Raw genomic sequence first — 16866 nt, forward strand, 5'->3', positions numbered from 1 at the left:
GGCGGCTGACGGTTCGCTGCCTGTATCGGGCCAGCCGATGGTGATCCCACGCCGGGCGTCGGCGAACGGCCCGCATGCCTTGTTCTCACCGGAGCGCGACCGCACCTCGTCCGGGCCCGATTCCTCGACCATCGAGACACGCGCTCACGCGCGTGCCAATCGCCGCGGCGTTCTGGCGTGATTTTCACGACGGGACGATCGCGGGTCGGCGCGACCCATTCCTGCCGGGCCCGGACTGCATCGCAGGATGCCGCGGACGCAACCACGAACTGCGCGATCGCACGGTACCGCTCTCGAATCCCCAGCCACCGCATCAATTTCCCAGCCTCTGCGCCCAATTCATAAGACGTACAGTTCGCCCGAAATCGCAAATCCTCGCCGAACTGTACTCTTGTGTGCGTATCCGATGTGTGTACTCCGCGCCAACTGTTCTGCTTTTAAGATCCGTGCATCAAGTGCACAGTGCCGCAAGCCCAGACGTCACGGGCTGCCCGGCGCATCTTCAAAAGCGAGCCACGGCGATGGAAAAGGCAAAACCGGAGGGAGCAATCAGGCGTCACGACAGCCCGGTCGGCGGGCAGAACACGCGCGCATCGGACGCGCACGGAGCAGCGGCGCGCATGCGCGCGCCGGCGGGGAGCATGCGATGAAGCTCTACGAAAAACTCGCGGACGACATCGAACGCCTGATCCGCCAGGGCGTGTACCGGCACGGCGACCGGATTCCGTCGGTGCGGCAGGCGAGCCAGCAGCACCGGATCAGCATCACGACCGTGCTGCACGCGTACCTGCTGCTCGAAAGCCGCGGGCTGCTGGAAAGCCGCCCGCAGTCGGGCTACTTCGTGAACCTGCGGCGCGACGACAACCATGCGCCGGTGCGCGAACTGCGCCCGTCGAAGCCGATCGCGATCTCGTCGTCGGTGGACATGAGCCGGCTCGTGCTGTCGACGCTGCGCTCGATCGGTACCGACGACGCGGTGCCGCTCGGCTCGCCGTACCCCGACCCGAGCCTGTTTCCGTTCGAGAAGCTGAACCGCTATGCGTATGCGGCCGGCCGCGACAAGTCGCTGTGGGGCGTGACCGACGGGCTGCCGCCCGGCCATCCGCGCCTGATCCGGCAGATCGCACGGCGCTACCTGGAAAACGGGATGTCGGTCGATCCGAACGAGATCATCGTGACGGTCGGCGCGACGGAGGCGATCAACCTGTGCCTGCAGGCGGTCGCGAAACCGGGCGACACGATCGCGGTGGAGTCGCCGACGTTCTACGCGATGCTGCACGCGATCGAACGGATGGGGATGAAGGCGATCGAGGTCGCTACACACCCGGAATACGGAATCGACATTGCGGCGCTGGCGGCGATCGCGAAGTCGCAGCCGATCGCCGCGTGCATGGTGATGCCGAACTTCCAGAATCCGCTCGGCTTCCAGATGCCCGACGAGCGCAAGCGCGAACTGGTTGAGTTCGCAACTAAAATAGACATGCCGATCATCGAGAACGGTGTGTATAACGAACTGTATTTCGGCGAGTCGCATCCGAGCACGCTGAAGTCCTACGACCGCAGCGGGATCGTGCTGCACTGCGCGTCGTTCTCGAAGAGCCTGACGGCCGCCTACCGGATCGGCTGGGCGTTGCCGGGCCGGTATCGCGATCAGGTCGAGAAACTGAAGTTCCTGAACACGCTGGCGACGCCGTCGCTGCCGCAGCTGGCGATCGCCGAGTTTCTCGAACGCGACGGCTACGAGCATCACCTGCGGCGCCTGCGCAAGGCGTATGCGCAACAGGCGAACCTGATGCGCGCGATGGTGTCGCGGTTCTTCCCGGAAGGCACGCGCATCTCGAGCCCGGCGGGCGGCTACGTGCTGTGGGTCGAGTTGCCGGCGCAGGTCGATGCGATGCGCCTGTACCAGCTCGCGCTGGAGCAGGGAATCACGATCGGTCCGGGCTACATGTTCTCGATCACCGACAACTACCGCAATTTCATCCGGCTGAACTACAGCAGCCCGTGGTCGCCGGAGATCGAGCAGGCGGTGATCGCGGTCGGCAAGCTCGCGGCGTCGTGCATGCGGTGAGGCGAAGGCCGGTGCGCGTCGCGTGCGCCGGCCTGCTCGATGCCGATATCCGGGCTGATGCGCGCCCGGGTGTCGGCGTGCGGCGATCAGCGGCTGCCGCGCGCGATGGCCAGCATCACGCCGAAGCCGACGAGCAACACGCCAAACGTGCGATCGATCCAGTGACGCAGGGACAGCAAGCGATCGCGGACGGCGTCGGCGGAAAAACAGAGCGCCACGAGACTGAACCAGCCCGCGTGCGCCAGCGCGATGAACAGGCCGTAGCCGATCTGCACCGGTAATGGCGTGTCGGGGCGGACCGCCTGCATGAACAGGCTGACGATGAACACGGTGGTTTTCGGATTCAGCGCGTTCGTCAGAAAGCCGGTGCGCAGCGCCGCCAGATCCGACAGGGGCGCGGCCTGCGTCGCGGGGCGGCCGTCCACGGGTTTGGCCGCGAGCATCTTCACGCCGAGGTAGATCAGGTAGAGCGCGCCGACGAGCTTCACGGCATTGAAGAGCCACAGCGACTGGCGGATCAGGAGGCCTACGCCGAGCAGCGTGTAGCTCACGTGAACCGTCACGCCCAGCCCGATTCCCCACGCGGTGAGCAGGCCCGAGCGGCGCGACAGCATCAGGCTGTTGCGTGTGACCATCGCGAAATCCGGCCCGGGGCTGACGACGGCCAGCAGCGTGATGGTGACTACGACTATCCATTCCGTCATTGCATCGTCCTTTTGAAATTCATCGTGATGAGCGAATATTAGGGATCACGATTCGCGAGGAAAAGCGATGTTTTCTGACCAGGATGGTGAGTTTGACTCACATGAAATTAGAGCCAATCTGCCGTCGTTGATGGCCCTGCGCTGCTTCGAAGCGGCGGCGCGCCATGAGCATTTCAGCCGTGCCGCCGATGAACTGCATCTGACGCACGGCGCCGTCAGTCGCGCGGTGCGTCTGCTCGAAGACGATCTCGGTGTGGCGTTGTTCGAGCGGCGCAGTCGTCGGGTCTTCCTGACCGACGCGGGCCGCAAGCTGGCGCAGGCCGTTCATGACGGTCTGCATCTGATGAAACAGGCCGCTCATGAATTGCGGACCGAGGCGGCCCGCGCGCAGCGTTGGGTGCTGTCGTGCGAACCGACGCTGCTGATGCGCTGGCTGATTCCGCGCTGGCCGGATTTCCAGGCAGCTTACGCGGGCGTCGATATCCATCTCGCCGCGGCGGGCGGCCCGTTCTCGTTCGACAACGGCATCGACATGGCGATCCGCCGCAATGACTTTGCGTGGCCCGCCGGCTATCACGCGGAGCGACTGTTCGCGGAGAAGGTCGGTCCGGTGTGCCGGCCCGACAAGGTCGATACGTGGTTTTCAGGCAGTCGGCATGACCGCGCGTTGAAGCGGGGCGCGCCGCGACTGCATACCCGGACGCGGCCGGACGCGTGGAAGGAATGGGCGGCGGCCGCGGATCAGCCGGCGGGAAGCGGACGCGGGCAGGTGTTCGACCATTTCTATTTCAGCCTTCAGGCGGCCGTCGCGGGGCTGGGTGTCGCGATCGGGCCGTGGCATCTCGTTCGCGACGACCTCGAAAGCGGCGTGCTGGTCGCGCCGATGGGTTTCGTCGAGGACGGCTCGCACTATTGCCTGCTGACGCCGGAGCCCGTGGAGGACGGAAGCGCGCAGTCGGATCTGCTCGGCTGGCTGAAGGCGATGGCCTGACGTGTGAGCCGGACCGTTTCATAGCGCCGGCGACATTCAAAAATCCAAAAAAAAATGGCGCCGCGGCCATTCAGCCCGCGGCGCCATTGCGTGTCGCCACGACGGGCATCGCCCGCCGCAGCGCGACAGCATGCTTAGATCTGCACGGTGTCGGCGACTTCCTTGAAGTCTTCGATCTGGTCGAAGTTCATGTACTGGTAGATCTTGTCGCCGTTTGCCGTGAGCACGCCCATGTCGGCCATGTACTCTTCCTTGGTCGGGATCTTGCCCAGACGCGAGCAGATCGCCGCCAGCTCCGCCGAGCCGAGGTACACGTTCGTGTTCTTGCCCAGGCGGTTCGGGAAGTTGCGGGTCGACGTCGACATCACCGTCGCGCCTTCGCGCACCTGTGCCTGGTTACCCATGCACAGCGAGCAGCCCGGCATTTCGGTGCGTGCGCCGGCCGTGCCGAACACGCCGTAGTGACCTTCTTCCGTCAGTTGCTTCTGGTCCATCTTGGTCGGCGGCGCGACCCACAGCTTGACCGGAATGTCGCGCTTGCCTTCCAGCAGCTTCGACGCGGCACGGAAGTGACCGATGTTGGTCATGCACGAGCCGATGAACACTTCGTCGATCTTGGCGCCAGCCACGTCGGACAGCGTCTTCACGTCGTCCGGGTCGTTCGGGCATGCGACGATCGGCTCGTGGATGTCGGCGAGGTCGATCTCGATGACGGCCGCGTATTCGGCGTCGGCATCCGGCGCGAGCAGTTGCGGGTCGGCCAGCCATTGCTCCATCGCCGCGATACGGCGCTGCAGGCTGCGCGGATCCTGGTAGCCCTGCGCAATCATCCACTTGAGCAGCGTGATGTTGCTGTTCAGGTATTCGATGATCGGTTCCTTGTTCAGGCGCACCGTGCAACCGGCGGCCGAACGCTCTGCCGACGCATCCGACAGCTCGAACGCCTGCTCGACCTTCAGGTCGGGGAGGCCTTCGATTTCGAGGATGCGGCCCGAGAAGATGTTCTTCTTGCCTTGCTTGGCGACCGTCAGCATGCCCTGCTTGATCGCGTACAGCGGAATCGCGTTGACGAGGTCACGCAGCGTGACGCCCGGCTGCATCTTGCCCTTGAAGCGGACCAGCACCGATTCCGGCATGTCGAGCGGCATCGTGCCGGTGGCGGCCGCGAACGCGACCAGGCCCGAGCCTGCCGGGAAGCTGATGCCGATCGGGAAGCGCGTGTGCGAGTCGCCGCCGGTGCCGACGGTGTCGGGCAGCAGCATGCGGTTCAGCCACGAGTGGATCACGCCGTCGCCCGGACGCAGCGCGATGCCGCCACGGGTGCTGATGAAGTTCGGCAGCGTCTGGTGCGTCTTCACGTCGACCGGCTTCGGATAAGCGGCGGTGTGGCAGAACGACTGCATCACGAGGTCGGCCGAGAAGCCGAGGCACGCCAGATCCTTCAGTTCGTCGCGGGTCATCGGGCCCGTGGTGTCCTGCGAGCCGACCGAGGTCATCTTCGGTTCGCAGTACGTGCCCGGGCGCACGCCCTGGCCTTCCGGCAAACCGCATGCGCGGCCGACCATCTTCTGCGCGAGCGAGAAGCCCTTGCCGCTGTCGGCCGGCTGGTGCGGCAGGCGGAACAGCGTCGACGGGGCGAGGCCCAGCGCTTCACGCGCCTTCGCGGTCAGGCCGCGGCCGATGATCAGCGGAATGCGGCCGCCGGCGCGCACTTCGTCGAACAGCACGTCGGACTTGACCTGGAATTCGGCGATCACGTTGCCGTCCTTCAGCGCCTTGCCTTCGTACGGGCGCAGTTCGACCACGTCGCCCATGTTCATCTGCGACACGTCGAGTTCGATCGGCAGCGCGCCGGCGTCTTCCATCGTGTTGTAGAAGATCGGGGCGATCTTGCCGCCGAGGCACACGCCGCCGAAGCGCTTGTTCGGCACGAACGGGATGTCTTCGCCGGTGAACCACAGCACCGAGTTGGTGGCCGACTTGCGCGAGGAGCCGGTGCCGACCACGTCGCCGACGTAGGCGACCAGGTGACCCTTTTCCTTCAGCGATTCGATGAACTTGACCGGGCCGCGCTTGCCGTCTTCTTCCGGCGTGATGCCGGGGCGCGCGTTCTTCAGCATCGCCAGCGCGTGCATCGGGATGTCCGGGCGGGTGGTGGCGTCCGGGGCCGGCGACAGGTCGTCGGTGTTGGTTTCGCCCGTGACCTTGAACACCGTGATGGTCAGGCTTTCCGGCACTTCCGGACGGCTCGTGAACCATTCGGCGTCGGCCCAGCTCTGCAGCACGGCCTTCGCGTGCGCGTTGCCCTGGTCGGCGAGTTCCTTCACGTCATGGAACTGGTCGAACATCAGCAGGGTTTTCTTCAGCGCGTCGGCAGCGACGGCCGCGACCGCTTCGTCGGACAGCAGCTCGATCAGCGGCTGGATGTTGTAGCCGCCGAGCATCGTGCCGAGCAGCTCGGTCGCGCGCTCGCGCGAGATCAGCGGGCAGGCCGTCTCGCCCTTCGCGACGGCGGCCAGGAAGCCGGCCTTCACGCGCGCGGCTTCGTCGACGCCGGCGGGCACGCGGTGGGTGATCAGGTCGAGCAGCGTCTGCTCTTCGCCTGCGGGCGGGTGCGCCAGCAGTTCCACCAGTTCGGCGGTTTGCTGGGCCGTCAGCGGCAGGGGGGGAATACCGAGCGCGGCGCGGGCGGCCACGTGAGCACGAAAGTTTTCAAGCATGGGGGGACCTGCTGAGATTGCGTTTCAGGGGAAGGGCTTTCCAGGCACGCCGAGGCTGCTGTTCCGGACACTGCTTCACTGCTTTGACGGGATTCTAGTCGCAATATGGTCAGGCGTCAAATGTCTTATGTCTTATATAAGAGTTGAGGCGCGTGGTGGCTGAGCCGTCTTGCCGGGTATCCGGCGGGGCGCATCGAAGCCTGGATGCGAAGGGGGCGGAACATTGCGACCTGCGTGGGCCGGAGCGGGACGGTTCGACGCAGGGGCGTGATCGTGAATTTGGGCCGTCGCTACGATGCCCTGACGGCGGGACGGCATTTCGCTTGCCCTTGGTGCGACGCTTGCCGTGGCAGCTTCCAGCTCCTATATCATTCGGGTCTGTCCGTGCGGGGGAGCTGTACTTGCAGGCCGAAGGGCGGATTTCTCATGCCCGCATGCCGTCGAAGGCATCGATAGATTTTGGATATGCACCAGGAGTCGCTACGTGGAAAAGTCAGAGTTGCGGAATGATCTGGTGGAGTTGCGCGAACTCGTCCGCCAGTTTGTCGACGAGCGCGACTGGGACAAATTCCACACGCCGAAGAACCTGGCGACAGCGCTCAGCATCGAAGCGAGTGAATTGCTGGAGCCGTTTCAATGGCTCGTTTCGGGCGACAAGAGCGAACTTGGCGAAGCCAACCTGACGGCCGTTCGTCACGAGATGGCCGACGTATTGGTGTATCTGGTTCGCCTCGCGGACAAGATGGATGTCGATCTTTTTCAGGCGGTGCTTGAGAAGATGGAGCTCAACCGGGCAAAGTATCCGGCTGACAGAGTGAGGGGCGACTCGCGAAAATACTCTGAATATAAAAATCAGGAGAAGTGAGGCTGGACGCAGGTCACGGCAAGTCGTGTGGCTTGATGATCCATTTGCCTGTTTCGTGGGCGGGGTTTCATGACAACTTCGTTACGACCGGAGATGTAGTCGACCCCGATTTGGGGTCCGGATGCGGCCTTTTCGTACGCGCACATCGCGTTCGACATGACGCAGTTGTTCGGCGCGCGCAAGGGCGCGCCGACGACGGCCGAAACACCGAACCGGCTCGCCCGGCGCGAACGGATGCCCGCGCGTCCGGCCGTGCGGAAAGCGGCCGGCGCGCCGGCCGGCTACCCGACGTCGATCGACCACCCGTCCCGGATTTTCTTCGCGAGCTCGTCTAGCCGCCAGTCAGGCATCGGGCCGCCGAAGCCTGCCGGTCGCCGCCCGATGCGAACGGATCACCCGCCCGTCACCGGCGGGAAAAATGCCACCTCGCTATCCTCCCGCACGACGAATCCCCCGGTCACCATCTCGAGATTCACGGCCGCCCGCACGGGCCGGTCCATCCGCAACGCTTCGCCGCTGCGCGCGTCGCGTGCGGCGAGCGTGCCGCGCAGCGCGTCGACGGTGACCTCGTGCGCATCGATCTCGACGACTTCCTGATCGATATGCAGCTGTTCGCGAATGCTCGCAAAGTATTTGATCGTCAGTTTCATTGAAATGTCCCGGGCGGAATGGGCGAAACGGGCGGAATCGGCAACGCATTGACCGGCACGCTCAACCCCACCGCCGCATCGCCTGATCGTCGTGCGCCTTCGGCTCGACCCAGCCGGCCACGCCGTCGTGCCGGATCTCCTTCTTCCAGAACGGCGCATGCGTCTTCAGGAAGTCCATGATGAATTCACACGCATCGAATGCCGACGCGCGATGCGCGGCGGCCACCACGACGATCACGACCGGCTGGCCGAGCGGAATGCGCCCGACGCGATGCACGATCCTGACCGCTTCGAGCCGCCAGCGCGCGCTGGCTTCCTCGACGATGCTCCAGAGCGCCTGCTCGGTCATCGTCGGATAGTGTTCGACTTCGAGCGCGATCACGTCGTCGACGTCGCCCTCGTTGCGCACGACACCGAGGAAATTCACGACCGCGCCGACATTCGGATTCCGAACGATCGGTGCGATCTCGGTGCCGGCGTCGATCGCTGCGTACTGCACACGCACCTCGAAGCCGGCGGCAATCGCCGGCGGCGGCTCGGCGTGTGGCTCGGCGGGTTCGGCATGGGTGGCGTCACGCGACGGATCGTCGGGTGACGCGGCACGGGATTCGGTGAAACTCGTCATGACGGTTCTCCAGTAAGCGGTGCGCGCCGCCGAGCGCGGCAGCCGTCAGCCGCCGACGAGCGACATGCGCACGGTCGGATAGGTCTTGCCCGACGGCCGGGCCGCACGCGTGGCGCGCCGCTCGGAATAGCGGTCGTCGCGCCGCGTCCATCGCGCGCGCACGGCGTCGGCGAGGTGGTCGACCGATGCGCCGTCGTCGAGCCACGGCCGCAGGTCGGTGCCCTGCGTCGCGAACAGGCACGTATAGAGCTGGCCGTCGGCCGACACGCGGGCGCGCGAGCACGTGCCGCAGAACGGATGCGACACGCTCGCGATGAAGCCGACCTCGCCCGCGCCGTCGATGTGCCGGCAGCGGATGGCGGTGGCGTCGTGGCCGGGTTCGCCGACGAGCACGAGCGGATAACTCGCGTCGATGCGTTCGCGCATCCGCGCGGCCGGCACGACCTTGTCGCCGGACCACGCGCTCGCGCCGCCGACGTCCATGTATTCGATGAAGCGCACGGCCACGCCGCTATGACGGAAGTGGCGCACGAGCGGCAGGATCTGGTCGTCGTTCGCACCGCGCTCGATCACGGCGTTGACCTTCACGGGCGCGAGCCCGGCCGCCTGCGCAGCCTCGATGCCGGCCAGCACGCGCGCGACCGGCACGTCGGTGTCGGTCATCCGGCGGAACACGGCATCGTCGATCGCGTCGAGGCTCACGGTCACGCGCGACAGGCCCGCATCGCGCAGCGTGCGTGCCTTCGCGGCGAGCAGCGAACCGTTGGTCGTCAGCGCGATTTCGACGGGCTTGCCGTCGACGGTCGTCAGCGTCGCGAGCCGTTCGATCAGCGCTTCGAGATTGCGGCGCAGCAGCGGCTCGCCGCCGGTGAGGCGGATCTTCTCGACGCCGAGCGAGACGAACGCGCGTGCGATCTTCTCCAGTTGCGGGAACGACAGCCGCTCGGACGACGGCATGAACGCATAGTCGGGCCCGAAGCTGTCGCGCGGCATGCAATAGCCGCAGCGGAAGTTGCACTGGTCGATGACGGACAGCCGCAGATCGCGCAGCGGCCGCGCGAGCGTGTCGAGCGGGCGGGAGAAGGCGCCGGGCGATGCGCCGCCGGATGCAGTGGCGGCCGGTGCGGGAGCGATGGCATTCACGATCGGTTTTTCGACCTGCATGAAGTGAGCGGAACGGCGTCGCCGGTCGGCCGCCTGTGTGCCGACGTGTCGGCGCACGGGTCGTGACGAGCCTCTTCGTGAGGATAGTCCGCCGGATTTTTCCGACAGGGACACAATCCCGCCCGAAATGCAGGAATACAGTTCGTGATCCTGCCTGCACGCAAGGCGGACATGACGCGCATGGGCATGCTCACGCGAGCCAGTGCGCGAAATCGTAATACGGCACCGCGTCGCCGCGCGCGATGCGTCGGCCGGCCGGCAGCCGCGCGAGCCCGCTCGCCTGAACGAGCGATTGCAGCGTGCCGGCGCCTTGTTGCCGCAGCGTATCGAGTACGGGCGCGCCGTTGGCGTCGAGGGTGCGGCGCACGCGGACGAAGCGCTCGCGCTGCGCATCGGGTTCGACGTCGATGTCGATCGGCAGCGACGGCACGGCCGGCAGGCAGTCGTCGCGCCCCTGCAGGCAGCGGATCAGCGGCGTGACGAACAGCGCGAACGCGGTCATCGCGGCGCCCGGATTGCCGGGCAGCAGCGCCACGGGCCGTTCGTCGAGCCGCGCGAGCGCGACCGGCTTGCCGGGTTTCATCCGCACGCCCGACACCACGAACGCGGCGCCGAGCGCGGTCAGCGCGGGACGCAGCAGGTCCTTGTCGCCGACCGATGCGCCGCCGACGCAGACGACCAGGTCGCAGCGCGCGGCCATGCCGCGCAGCGCCTGATCGACGGCGGCCGGCGTGTCGGCGGCGTGCTCGCTCGCCGCGACGACGGCACCGGTTCCCGACACCAGCGCGGCGAGCATCGGCGCGTTGCTGTTGTAGATCTGCTGCGGCGCGCGCGGCTGGCCGCACGGGACAAGCTCGTCGCCGGTCGTCAGGATGCCGACCCGCAGCGGCGGGCGCACGTCGATGCGCGCGCAACCCTGCGCTGCGGCGACGCCGACGTGCATCGCGCCGAGCCGTATGCCGGCCGGCATCAGCAGGGCGCCCGCGCGCACTTCCTCGCCGCGGCTGCGGATATGCGATCCGCTGCGCTGCGGTGTGTCGAACGCAACCCAGCCATCCTGTTCGTGCGCGTGCTCCTGCATCACGACGGTGTCGGCGCCCGGCGGAATCAGGCTGCCGGTAAAGATGCGCGCGGCGGTGCGCGGCGCGAGCGGCGCCGGCGCGTCGCCCGCATAGCAGCGCTGCGCGACGCGCAGCGGCTCGCCGTATTCGAGGTCCGCGTGACGGACCGCGTAGCCGTCCATCGCGCTCTGGTCGGCGGGCGGCTGGTCGAGCACGGCGGTGAGCGGCGTGGCGAGCACGTGGCCGGCCGCCTGCGCGACCGGGATAGAGACGGCCGCATGCGACGGCGCGAATACGCCGGCGAACTGCCGTTGGGCGGTGTCGAAATCGGTCAGGGGTTTCATCAAGCGGTGAGCGCCTGCGGTTGCGCAGGCGTCGGTTCGGGTAACGGGAGCGGGTCGGGCGACACGTATTCGACGAAGCCGTCGTTGCGGCAGAAGCCGAGCAGCCGCACGCCGGCTTCGCGGGCGACGTCGATCGCGAGCGAGGTCGGCGCAGAAATCGTCGCGATCATCGGGATGCCGACGCGTGCGGCCTTGCGCACGAGCTCGTAGCTCGCGCGGCTGGACAGGAACACGAAGCCCGCGCCCAGGTCGGCGCGGCGCCGCGCGAGCCGGCCGATCAGCTTGTCGAGCGCGTTGTGGCGGCCGACGTCCTCGACGACTTCCAGCACCGTGCCGTCGCGCTCGCACCACGCGGCCGCGTGGATGCCGCCGGTCGCGTGCATCAGCGGCTGCCGCTGCGGCAGCGCGCGGGCGGCGCGCGCGACGGCGTCGGCGCCGATGCCGGCCGCCGCGCCCGCGGCCGCGATGCGCGGCGGATGCAGGTCGAGCTGCGCGATGCTCTCGATCCCGCAGACGCCGCAGCCGGTGCGGCCGGCCAGCGCGCGCCGGTGCGCCTTCAGCGCCATGAACGCCTGCTGCGCCACGGTGAGCCGCACTTCGGCGCTGCCGCGCCGGCATTCGCTTTCGATATCGAAGACGTCCGACGCGCGCTCGACGATCCCTTCGCTCAGCGCGAAGCCGAGGCCGAACGCGTCGAGGTCGATCGGCGTCGCCATCATCACCGTGTGCGCGATGCCGTTGAATACGAGTGCAACCGGCGTTTCGTCGACGACGCGATCGACGGTGTCCCGCGCGTCGCCGGCACGATGACGCGTCACATGACACGCGCGGGTGCCGGCCGGATCGTCGGGGCGTTCGCTGGGCTCCATGCGGGTTTCTCCAGGGGGATCGGCCGGCGCGGGCGCCGGGCGATCGAAACGGATTCTGCGGGGGCGGTGCGCGGGGTCGCGCTCGCTCGCCACGGGCAGGCCAGGAGCCGATGGTACGGGCGTTCGGCGGTGCCGCGGATGCACAGCGTTGCAGAGCGGAAAGCAGTACAGCCGAGGGCCTCGCGGCGCCGAAACGGGTTTTCCGTACACACATCTTCGGCCCCGGGGAAAGCACAGTTTCAGCGCATGTCCGCGCGATTGCGAGTATCGTCTGAAACGCGATATCGTCATTCACGCTTCGTTGCCGTGCACTGCGATCCGTCGTTGTGTGCACGTGCCGTCGCGAAGCCGTCGCGCGATTTCCTGCTTCGAGCTGACGTCCTCACAACCACGAGCAAATTACGGTCATGGAAATCTTCGATGCGTTCCATCTCGCCCGATTGCAATTCGCGTTCACGGTGTCGTTCCACATCGTGTTTCCGGCGATCAGCATCGGCATGGCGAGCTTCCTGGCGGTGCTGGAATGGCGCTATCTCGTCACCGGCGACGCCGCCTACAAATCCATGTTCCAGTTCTGGTCGAAGATCTTCGCGATCGGCTTCGGGATGGGCGTCGTCTCCGGCGTCGTGATGGCCTACGAGTTCGGCACGAACTGGGCGGGCTTCTCGCGCGTCGCGGGCAACATCACCGGCCCGCTGCTCACGTACGAAGTCCTGACGGCCTTCTTCCTCGAAGCCGGCTTCCTCGGCGTGATGCTGTTCGGCTGGCAGCGCGTCAGCCCGCGTGCGCACTTCTTCGCGACGCTGATGGTCGCGGTCGGCACGCTGATCTCGACGTTCTGGATCCTCGCGTCGAACAGCTTCATGCAGACGCCGCAGGGCTACAAGATCGAGAACGGCCTCGTCGTGCCGGTCGACTGGTTCAAGATCATCTTCAACCCGTCGTTCCCGTATCGCCTCGTGCACATGACGATCGCCGCGTTCATCGTCGCGGGCTTCATCGTCGCCGCGTGCGGCGCGTGGCACCTGCTGAAGGGGCGCCGCGACGAGCCGGTCAAGCGCAGCTTCTCGATGGCGCTGTGGATGCTGCTGCTGCTCGCGCCGATCCAGATCGTCGTCGGCGACGCGCACGGGCTGAACACGCGCGAATACCAGCCGGCGAAGATCGCGGCGATCGAAGGGCTGTGGGAAACCGAGAAGGGCGGCACCGCGCTGAACCTCGTCGGCCTGCCCGACATGCAGGCCGAGACGACGCGCTATGCGATCCAGGTGCCGCACCTCGGCAGCCTGATCCTCACGCACAGCTGGAGCGGCGAGATTCGCGGGCTGAAGGAATTCCCGGCGCAGGACCGTCCGTATTCGCCGATCGTGTTCTGGACCTTCCGGATCATGGCCGGCCTCGGGATGCTGATGCTGCTCACCGCGCTGCTCGGCCTGCTGCTGAGAAAGGGCGGACGCCTGTATGAAACGCGCTGGTTCCAGTGGTTCGTCGTGTGCATGGGGCCGTCGGGCATCGTCGCGCTGCTGGCCGGCTGGATCACGACCGAGGTCGGGCGGCAGCCGTGGACCGTCTACGGCGTGCTGCGCACCGTCGATTCGGTCGCGCCGCTCAGCGCGCAGCAGGTCGGCGTGTCGCTGCTGATCTTCGTGGTCGTGTATTTCCTGGTGTTCGGAACGGGTATCTACTACATGCTGAACCTGATGAAGCGCGGACCGGCTGCCCACGCCGGATACATCGAGCTGCACCGGCATCCGGGGCTGCGCAAGAGCGCGCTGTCCACGCCGCTGAACGTCACCGAAGCGGAGTAAGCCATGCAGATCGATCTTCCTGTCGTGTGGGCCGCGATCATCGGCCTCGGCGTGTTCATCTACGTGATGCTGGACGGCTTCGACCTCGGTATCGGCCTGCTGTTTCCGTTCTTCGACGCCAAGGTCGAACGCGAAGTCATGCTGAATACCGTCGCGCCGGTGTGGGACGGCAACGAGACCTTTCTGGTGCTCGGCGGCGCGGGCCTGTACGGCGCATTCCCGGTCGTCTACTCGACGCTGTTGCCGGCGAACTACCTGCCGCTGATCCTGATGGTGGTCGGGCTGATCTTCCGCGGCGCGGCGTTCGAGTTGCGCGCGAAGGCGAACCGCACGCAACACCTGTGGGATCTCGCGTTCATCGGCGGCTCCGCCCTGGCCGCGTTCTGCCAGGGCGTCACGCTCGGTTCGCTGCTGCAGGGCATCCGGATCGTGAACAACCAGTTCGCGGGCGGGCCGTTCGACTGGCTGTCGCCGTTCAGCCTGTTCTGCGGGATCGGCGTGCTCGTCACCTATGCGACGCTCGGCTGCGGCTGGCTGATCCTGAAGGTCGACGGCGAACTGCAGCGCAAGATGCGCGTGCTGATGAAGCCGCTCGCGGGCGTGCTGCTCGCCGTGATGGGCGTGGTCAGCCTGTGGACCGTGATCGGGCTGCCGGCCGTCGCGCACCGCTGGTTCGGCAGCGGCTACCTCGGCTGGTTCCTGCCGGTGCCGGTCCTCGTCGTCGCATGCGTGTGGGGCATCTTCCATACGCTGAAGCGCCGGCACGAGGCAACGCCGTTCCTGCTGACGCTCGCGCTCGTGTTCCTCGGCTATACCGGGCTCGTGATCAGCATCTGGCCGAACATCGTGCCGCCGTCGCTGACGATCTGGGATGCGTCGTCGAGCCATTCGAGCCAGCTGTTCGCGCTCGTCGGCACCGTGATCGTGCTGCCGATCATCCTCGTGTACAACGCGATGCAGTACCGCGTGTTCCGCGGCAAGGTGCGCGAGGGCGACGCCGGCTATCACTGACCGGCGCGGCCGGTGACGGCGTGCGGCGTGCGCGGGCGTATCATCTCGCGCAGCCGCCGTGCGGCTCGTCACCCGGCCCGGTAGCGATCGGACAGCGGCCCGCCACGCGCGGGCCGTCGCACATCGGGCGGCGGCGTGCCGCATTGCATATTCCCTTGGCAGTCGAGACAACACCATGATCGTCAGACCACGACAAAACTGGCTCAGGATGCTGTTCGTATGGAACGGCTCCGTGCTGCAGTCGATCATTCCGCAACTCGTGTTCATGGCGGTCGTCAGCACGCTGGCGGTCTTCACGAACGGGCGCATCTTCGGCGAAAAGATTCCGCTGAACACCGCGCCGTTCACGCTGTTCGGGCTCGCGCTCGCGATCTTTCTCGCGTTTCGCAACAACGCGAGCTTCGAGCGCTTCAAGGAGGCGCGGCTTCTGTGGGGCAACCTGCTGATCGCCGCGCGCACCGTCACGTCGCAACTGCGGCGCTACCTGCCCGACAGCGTCGGCGACGCGGAGCGCAACCGGCTCGCCGATCTGCTGATCGCGTTCACGTATGCGCTGAAGCATCAGCTGCGTCATACCGATCCGGCGCAAGACCTGCAGCGCATCCTCGGCGCCGAGCGCGCCGCCGCGTTCGCGCACAAGTGCTACCAGCCCGTCGCGATTCTCGACGAACTGCGCGGCGGGATCGTCCGCGCGCTGGGCCGCGCGCCCGGCAGCGACGCGACGTGCTGGATGTTCGATGCGCAGCTGGTCGAACTCGGCAAGGCGGTGGGCGGCTGCGAGCGGATCCTGACGACGCCGATTCCGTTCTCGTACAGCGTGCTGCTGCATCGCACCGTCTATGCTTATTGCGTGCTGCTGCCGTTCGGCCTCGTCGATTCGACGGAGTTTTTCACGCCGCTGATTTGCGTGTTCATTTCGTACACGCTGATCGCGCTCGAAGCGATCGCGAACGAGGTCGCGGAGCCGTTCGGCCTCGCGCCGAACGCGCTCGCGCTCGATGCGATGGCGCGCACGATCGAACGGTCGGTGCTCGAGCTGGGCGATCGCGCGATGCCGGAGGAATTCGTGCCGGCATCGACGTATCAGATCACGTGAGCGGCACGGCGACGACGCGCGCGACGGCACGCGTGATTCGGAGAACATCACATGCGCATCTACGTGACGAGCATCTTTGTCGACGATCAGGACAAGGCACTCGCGTTCTATACCGACACCCTCGGCTTCCGGTTGAAGAACAACGTGCCGGTGGGCGAGTACCGCTGGCTGACGGTCGTGTCGAGGGACCAGCCTGACGGCACCGAGCTGATGCTCGAGCCGAGCCATCATCGCGCGGTCGGGCCTTATCGTCAGGCGCTCTACGAGGACGGCATTCCGGCGGCGTCGTTCCAGGTCGACGATCTCGACGCGGAGTTCGCGCGGCTCGACGCGCTCGGCGTGCGCTTCACGCTGGCGCCGATGGACGCGGGGCCCGTGCGCGTCGCGGTGCTCGACGATACGTGCGGCAACCTCGTGCAGCTGATGCAGATGAAGTGACGCGTGGCGGGCGCCGTGTTCGACGTGCCGATCAAAGCGTCGGTGACGCTGCGTGAGGATCAGTTCCTGATCGCATCGGCGTCCCACGCACCCAGCGCGATGGCTTTGCCCAGCATGCCGACTGTCAATGCGTCTCGATCGAACGTATGGGGCTTCCTGAGAATGAACTTGCGAACCAGGTGATACAGGAGCCCTTCACCCTCCATCAGGAAGTAACGCCCGAAATCGTAGTCGCCGCGATCCATACCGAATCGGGCGAAGAAGCGCTCCATGAAGATGTCCGCGTCGTCTCCGGTTTGTCCGAGATCGTCGGCGATCGAGGTCTCCGCGGTAATCCGCTGTTTGCTCGATACTGCCGCCTCCTCGCGAACGAATGCTTCCAGTGCTTCCCAAATGTGGCGGTCGTCCGTCATGGAATCCTGTCCTCCGGTTTTGCAATCTGGTTGTAC

15 protein-coding genes are annotated in these 16866 nt (G+C 66.5%); 7 read left to right on the forward strand and 8 right to left on the reverse strand.

The window, feature by feature from the left end; all coding sequences use genetic code 11:
- The first annotated feature begins 646 nt into the window (after positions 1–646).
- Positions 647–2071, forward strand: coding sequence for a PLP-dependent aminotransferase family protein (locus tag DIE16_RS03480; RefSeq protein WP_044848131.1), 1425 nt, complete (start codon positions 647–649; stop codon positions 2069–2071).
- 86 nt (positions 2072–2157) lie between these two features.
- On the opposite strand, the gene DIE16_RS03485 is transcribed toward DIE16_RS03480, so the two are convergent.
- Positions 2158–2775 carry a LysE family translocator gene (locus DIE16_RS03485; protein ID WP_124521641.1) on the reverse strand — a complete coding sequence of 206 codons (618 nt, stop codon included), beginning with the start codon at positions 2773–2775 and terminating at the stop codon, positions 2158–2160.
- Between the two features lie 67 nt (positions 2776–2842).
- Here DIE16_RS03485 and DIE16_RS03490 point away from each other — a divergent pair, with 67 nt between their 5' ends.
- The gene (locus tag DIE16_RS03490; RefSeq protein ID WP_124891805.1) at positions 2843–3766 is read left to right on the forward strand and encodes a LysR family transcriptional regulator; all 924 of its coding nucleotides are present in this window, start codon (positions 2843–2845) and stop codon (positions 3764–3766) included.
- 134 nt (positions 3767–3900) lie between these two features.
- On the opposite strand, the gene acnB is transcribed toward DIE16_RS03490, so the two are convergent.
- Positions 3901–6486 (reverse strand): bifunctional aconitate hydratase 2/2-methylisocitrate dehydratase, encoded by a 2586-nt coding sequence (gene acnB, locus DIE16_RS03495; protein ID WP_124521645.1) that lies wholly within the window; start codon positions 6484–6486, stop codon positions 3901–3903.
- 484 nt (positions 6487–6970) lie between these two features.
- Between acnB and DIE16_RS03500 the strand changes: the two genes are divergently transcribed.
- Positions 6971–7351, forward strand: a complete 381-nt coding sequence (locus DIE16_RS03500) for a nucleotide pyrophosphohydrolase (protein ID WP_044848135.1) — start codon at positions 6971–6973, stop codon at positions 7349–7351.
- Between the two features lie 392 nt (positions 7352–7743).
- On the opposite strand, the gene DIE16_RS03510 is transcribed toward DIE16_RS03500, so the two are convergent.
- From DIE16_RS03510 to fdhD, 5 genes are all read right to left on the reverse strand, one after another.
- Positions 7744–8001, reverse strand: coding sequence for a MoaD/ThiS family protein (locus DIE16_RS03510; RefSeq protein WP_044848136.1), 258 nt, complete (start codon positions 7999–8001; stop codon positions 7744–7746).
- 61 nt (positions 8002–8062) lie between these two features.
- The gene (locus tag DIE16_RS03515; protein WP_124666109.1) at positions 8063–8626 is read right to left on the reverse strand and encodes a molybdenum cofactor biosynthesis protein MoaE; all 564 of its coding nucleotides are present in this window, start codon (positions 8624–8626) and stop codon (positions 8063–8065) included.
- Between the two features lie 45 nt (positions 8627–8671).
- Positions 8672–9790 carry a GTP 3',8-cyclase MoaA gene (moaA, locus tag DIE16_RS03520; RefSeq protein ID WP_124891806.1) on the reverse strand — a complete coding sequence of 373 codons (1119 nt, stop codon included), beginning with the start codon at positions 9788–9790 and terminating at the stop codon, positions 8672–8674.
- Between the two features lie 190 nt (positions 9791–9980).
- On the reverse strand, positions 9981–11195 hold the full coding sequence (gene glp, locus DIE16_RS03530; protein ID WP_124891807.1) for a gephyrin-like molybdotransferase Glp: 1215 nt from the start codon (positions 11193–11195) through the stop codon (positions 9981–9983).
- Positions 11195–12064: a formate dehydrogenase accessory sulfurtransferase FdhD gene (gene fdhD / locus DIE16_RS03535; protein ID WP_124891808.1), complete on the reverse strand. Its 870-nt coding sequence runs from the start codon at positions 12062–12064 to the stop codon at positions 11195–11197. The genes glp and fdhD overlap by 1 nt, the downstream gene beginning before the upstream one ends.
- A 407-nt stretch (positions 12065–12471) precedes the next feature.
- Here fdhD and DIE16_RS03545 point away from each other — a divergent pair, with 407 nt between their 5' ends.
- The 4 genes from DIE16_RS03545 to DIE16_RS03560 all read left to right on the forward strand — a co-directional run bounded on the left by DIE16_RS03545 (position 12472) and on the right by DIE16_RS03560 (position 16417).
- Entirely contained in the window at positions 12472–13872 is a 1401-nt protein-coding gene (locus DIE16_RS03545; protein ID WP_044848141.1) for a cytochrome ubiquinol oxidase subunit I, read from the forward strand.
- A gap of 3 nt (positions 13873–13875) precedes the next feature.
- Positions 13876–14883, forward strand: a complete 1008-nt coding sequence (cydB, locus tag DIE16_RS03550; RefSeq protein ID WP_124572132.1) for a cytochrome d ubiquinol oxidase subunit II — start codon at positions 13876–13878, stop codon at positions 14881–14883.
- A gap of 175 nt (positions 14884–15058) precedes the next feature.
- Positions 15059–15979 carry a bestrophin family protein gene (locus DIE16_RS03555; RefSeq protein WP_124485759.1) on the forward strand — a complete coding sequence of 307 codons (921 nt, stop codon included), beginning with the start codon at positions 15059–15061 and terminating at the stop codon, positions 15977–15979.
- A 51-nt stretch (positions 15980–16030) separates the two neighbouring features.
- The gene (locus tag DIE16_RS03560) at positions 16031–16417 is read left to right on the forward strand and encodes a VOC family protein (protein ID WP_124891809.1); all 387 of its coding nucleotides are present in this window, start codon (positions 16031–16033) and stop codon (positions 16415–16417) included.
- Between the two features lie 59 nt (positions 16418–16476).
- On the opposite strand, the gene DIE16_RS03565 is transcribed toward DIE16_RS03560, so the two are convergent.
- The gene (locus tag DIE16_RS03565) at positions 16477–16830 is read right to left on the reverse strand and encodes a DUF1493 family protein (protein ID WP_124891810.1); all 354 of its coding nucleotides are present in this window, start codon (positions 16828–16830) and stop codon (positions 16477–16479) included.
- Positions 16831–16866: the final 36 nt, after the last annotated feature.

The sequence above is a fragment of the Burkholderia sp. Bp9090 genome, assembly GCF_003857985.1.
In the GTDB taxonomy this organism is placed as follows: domain Bacteria; phylum Pseudomonadota; class Gammaproteobacteria; order Burkholderiales; family Burkholderiaceae; genus Burkholderia.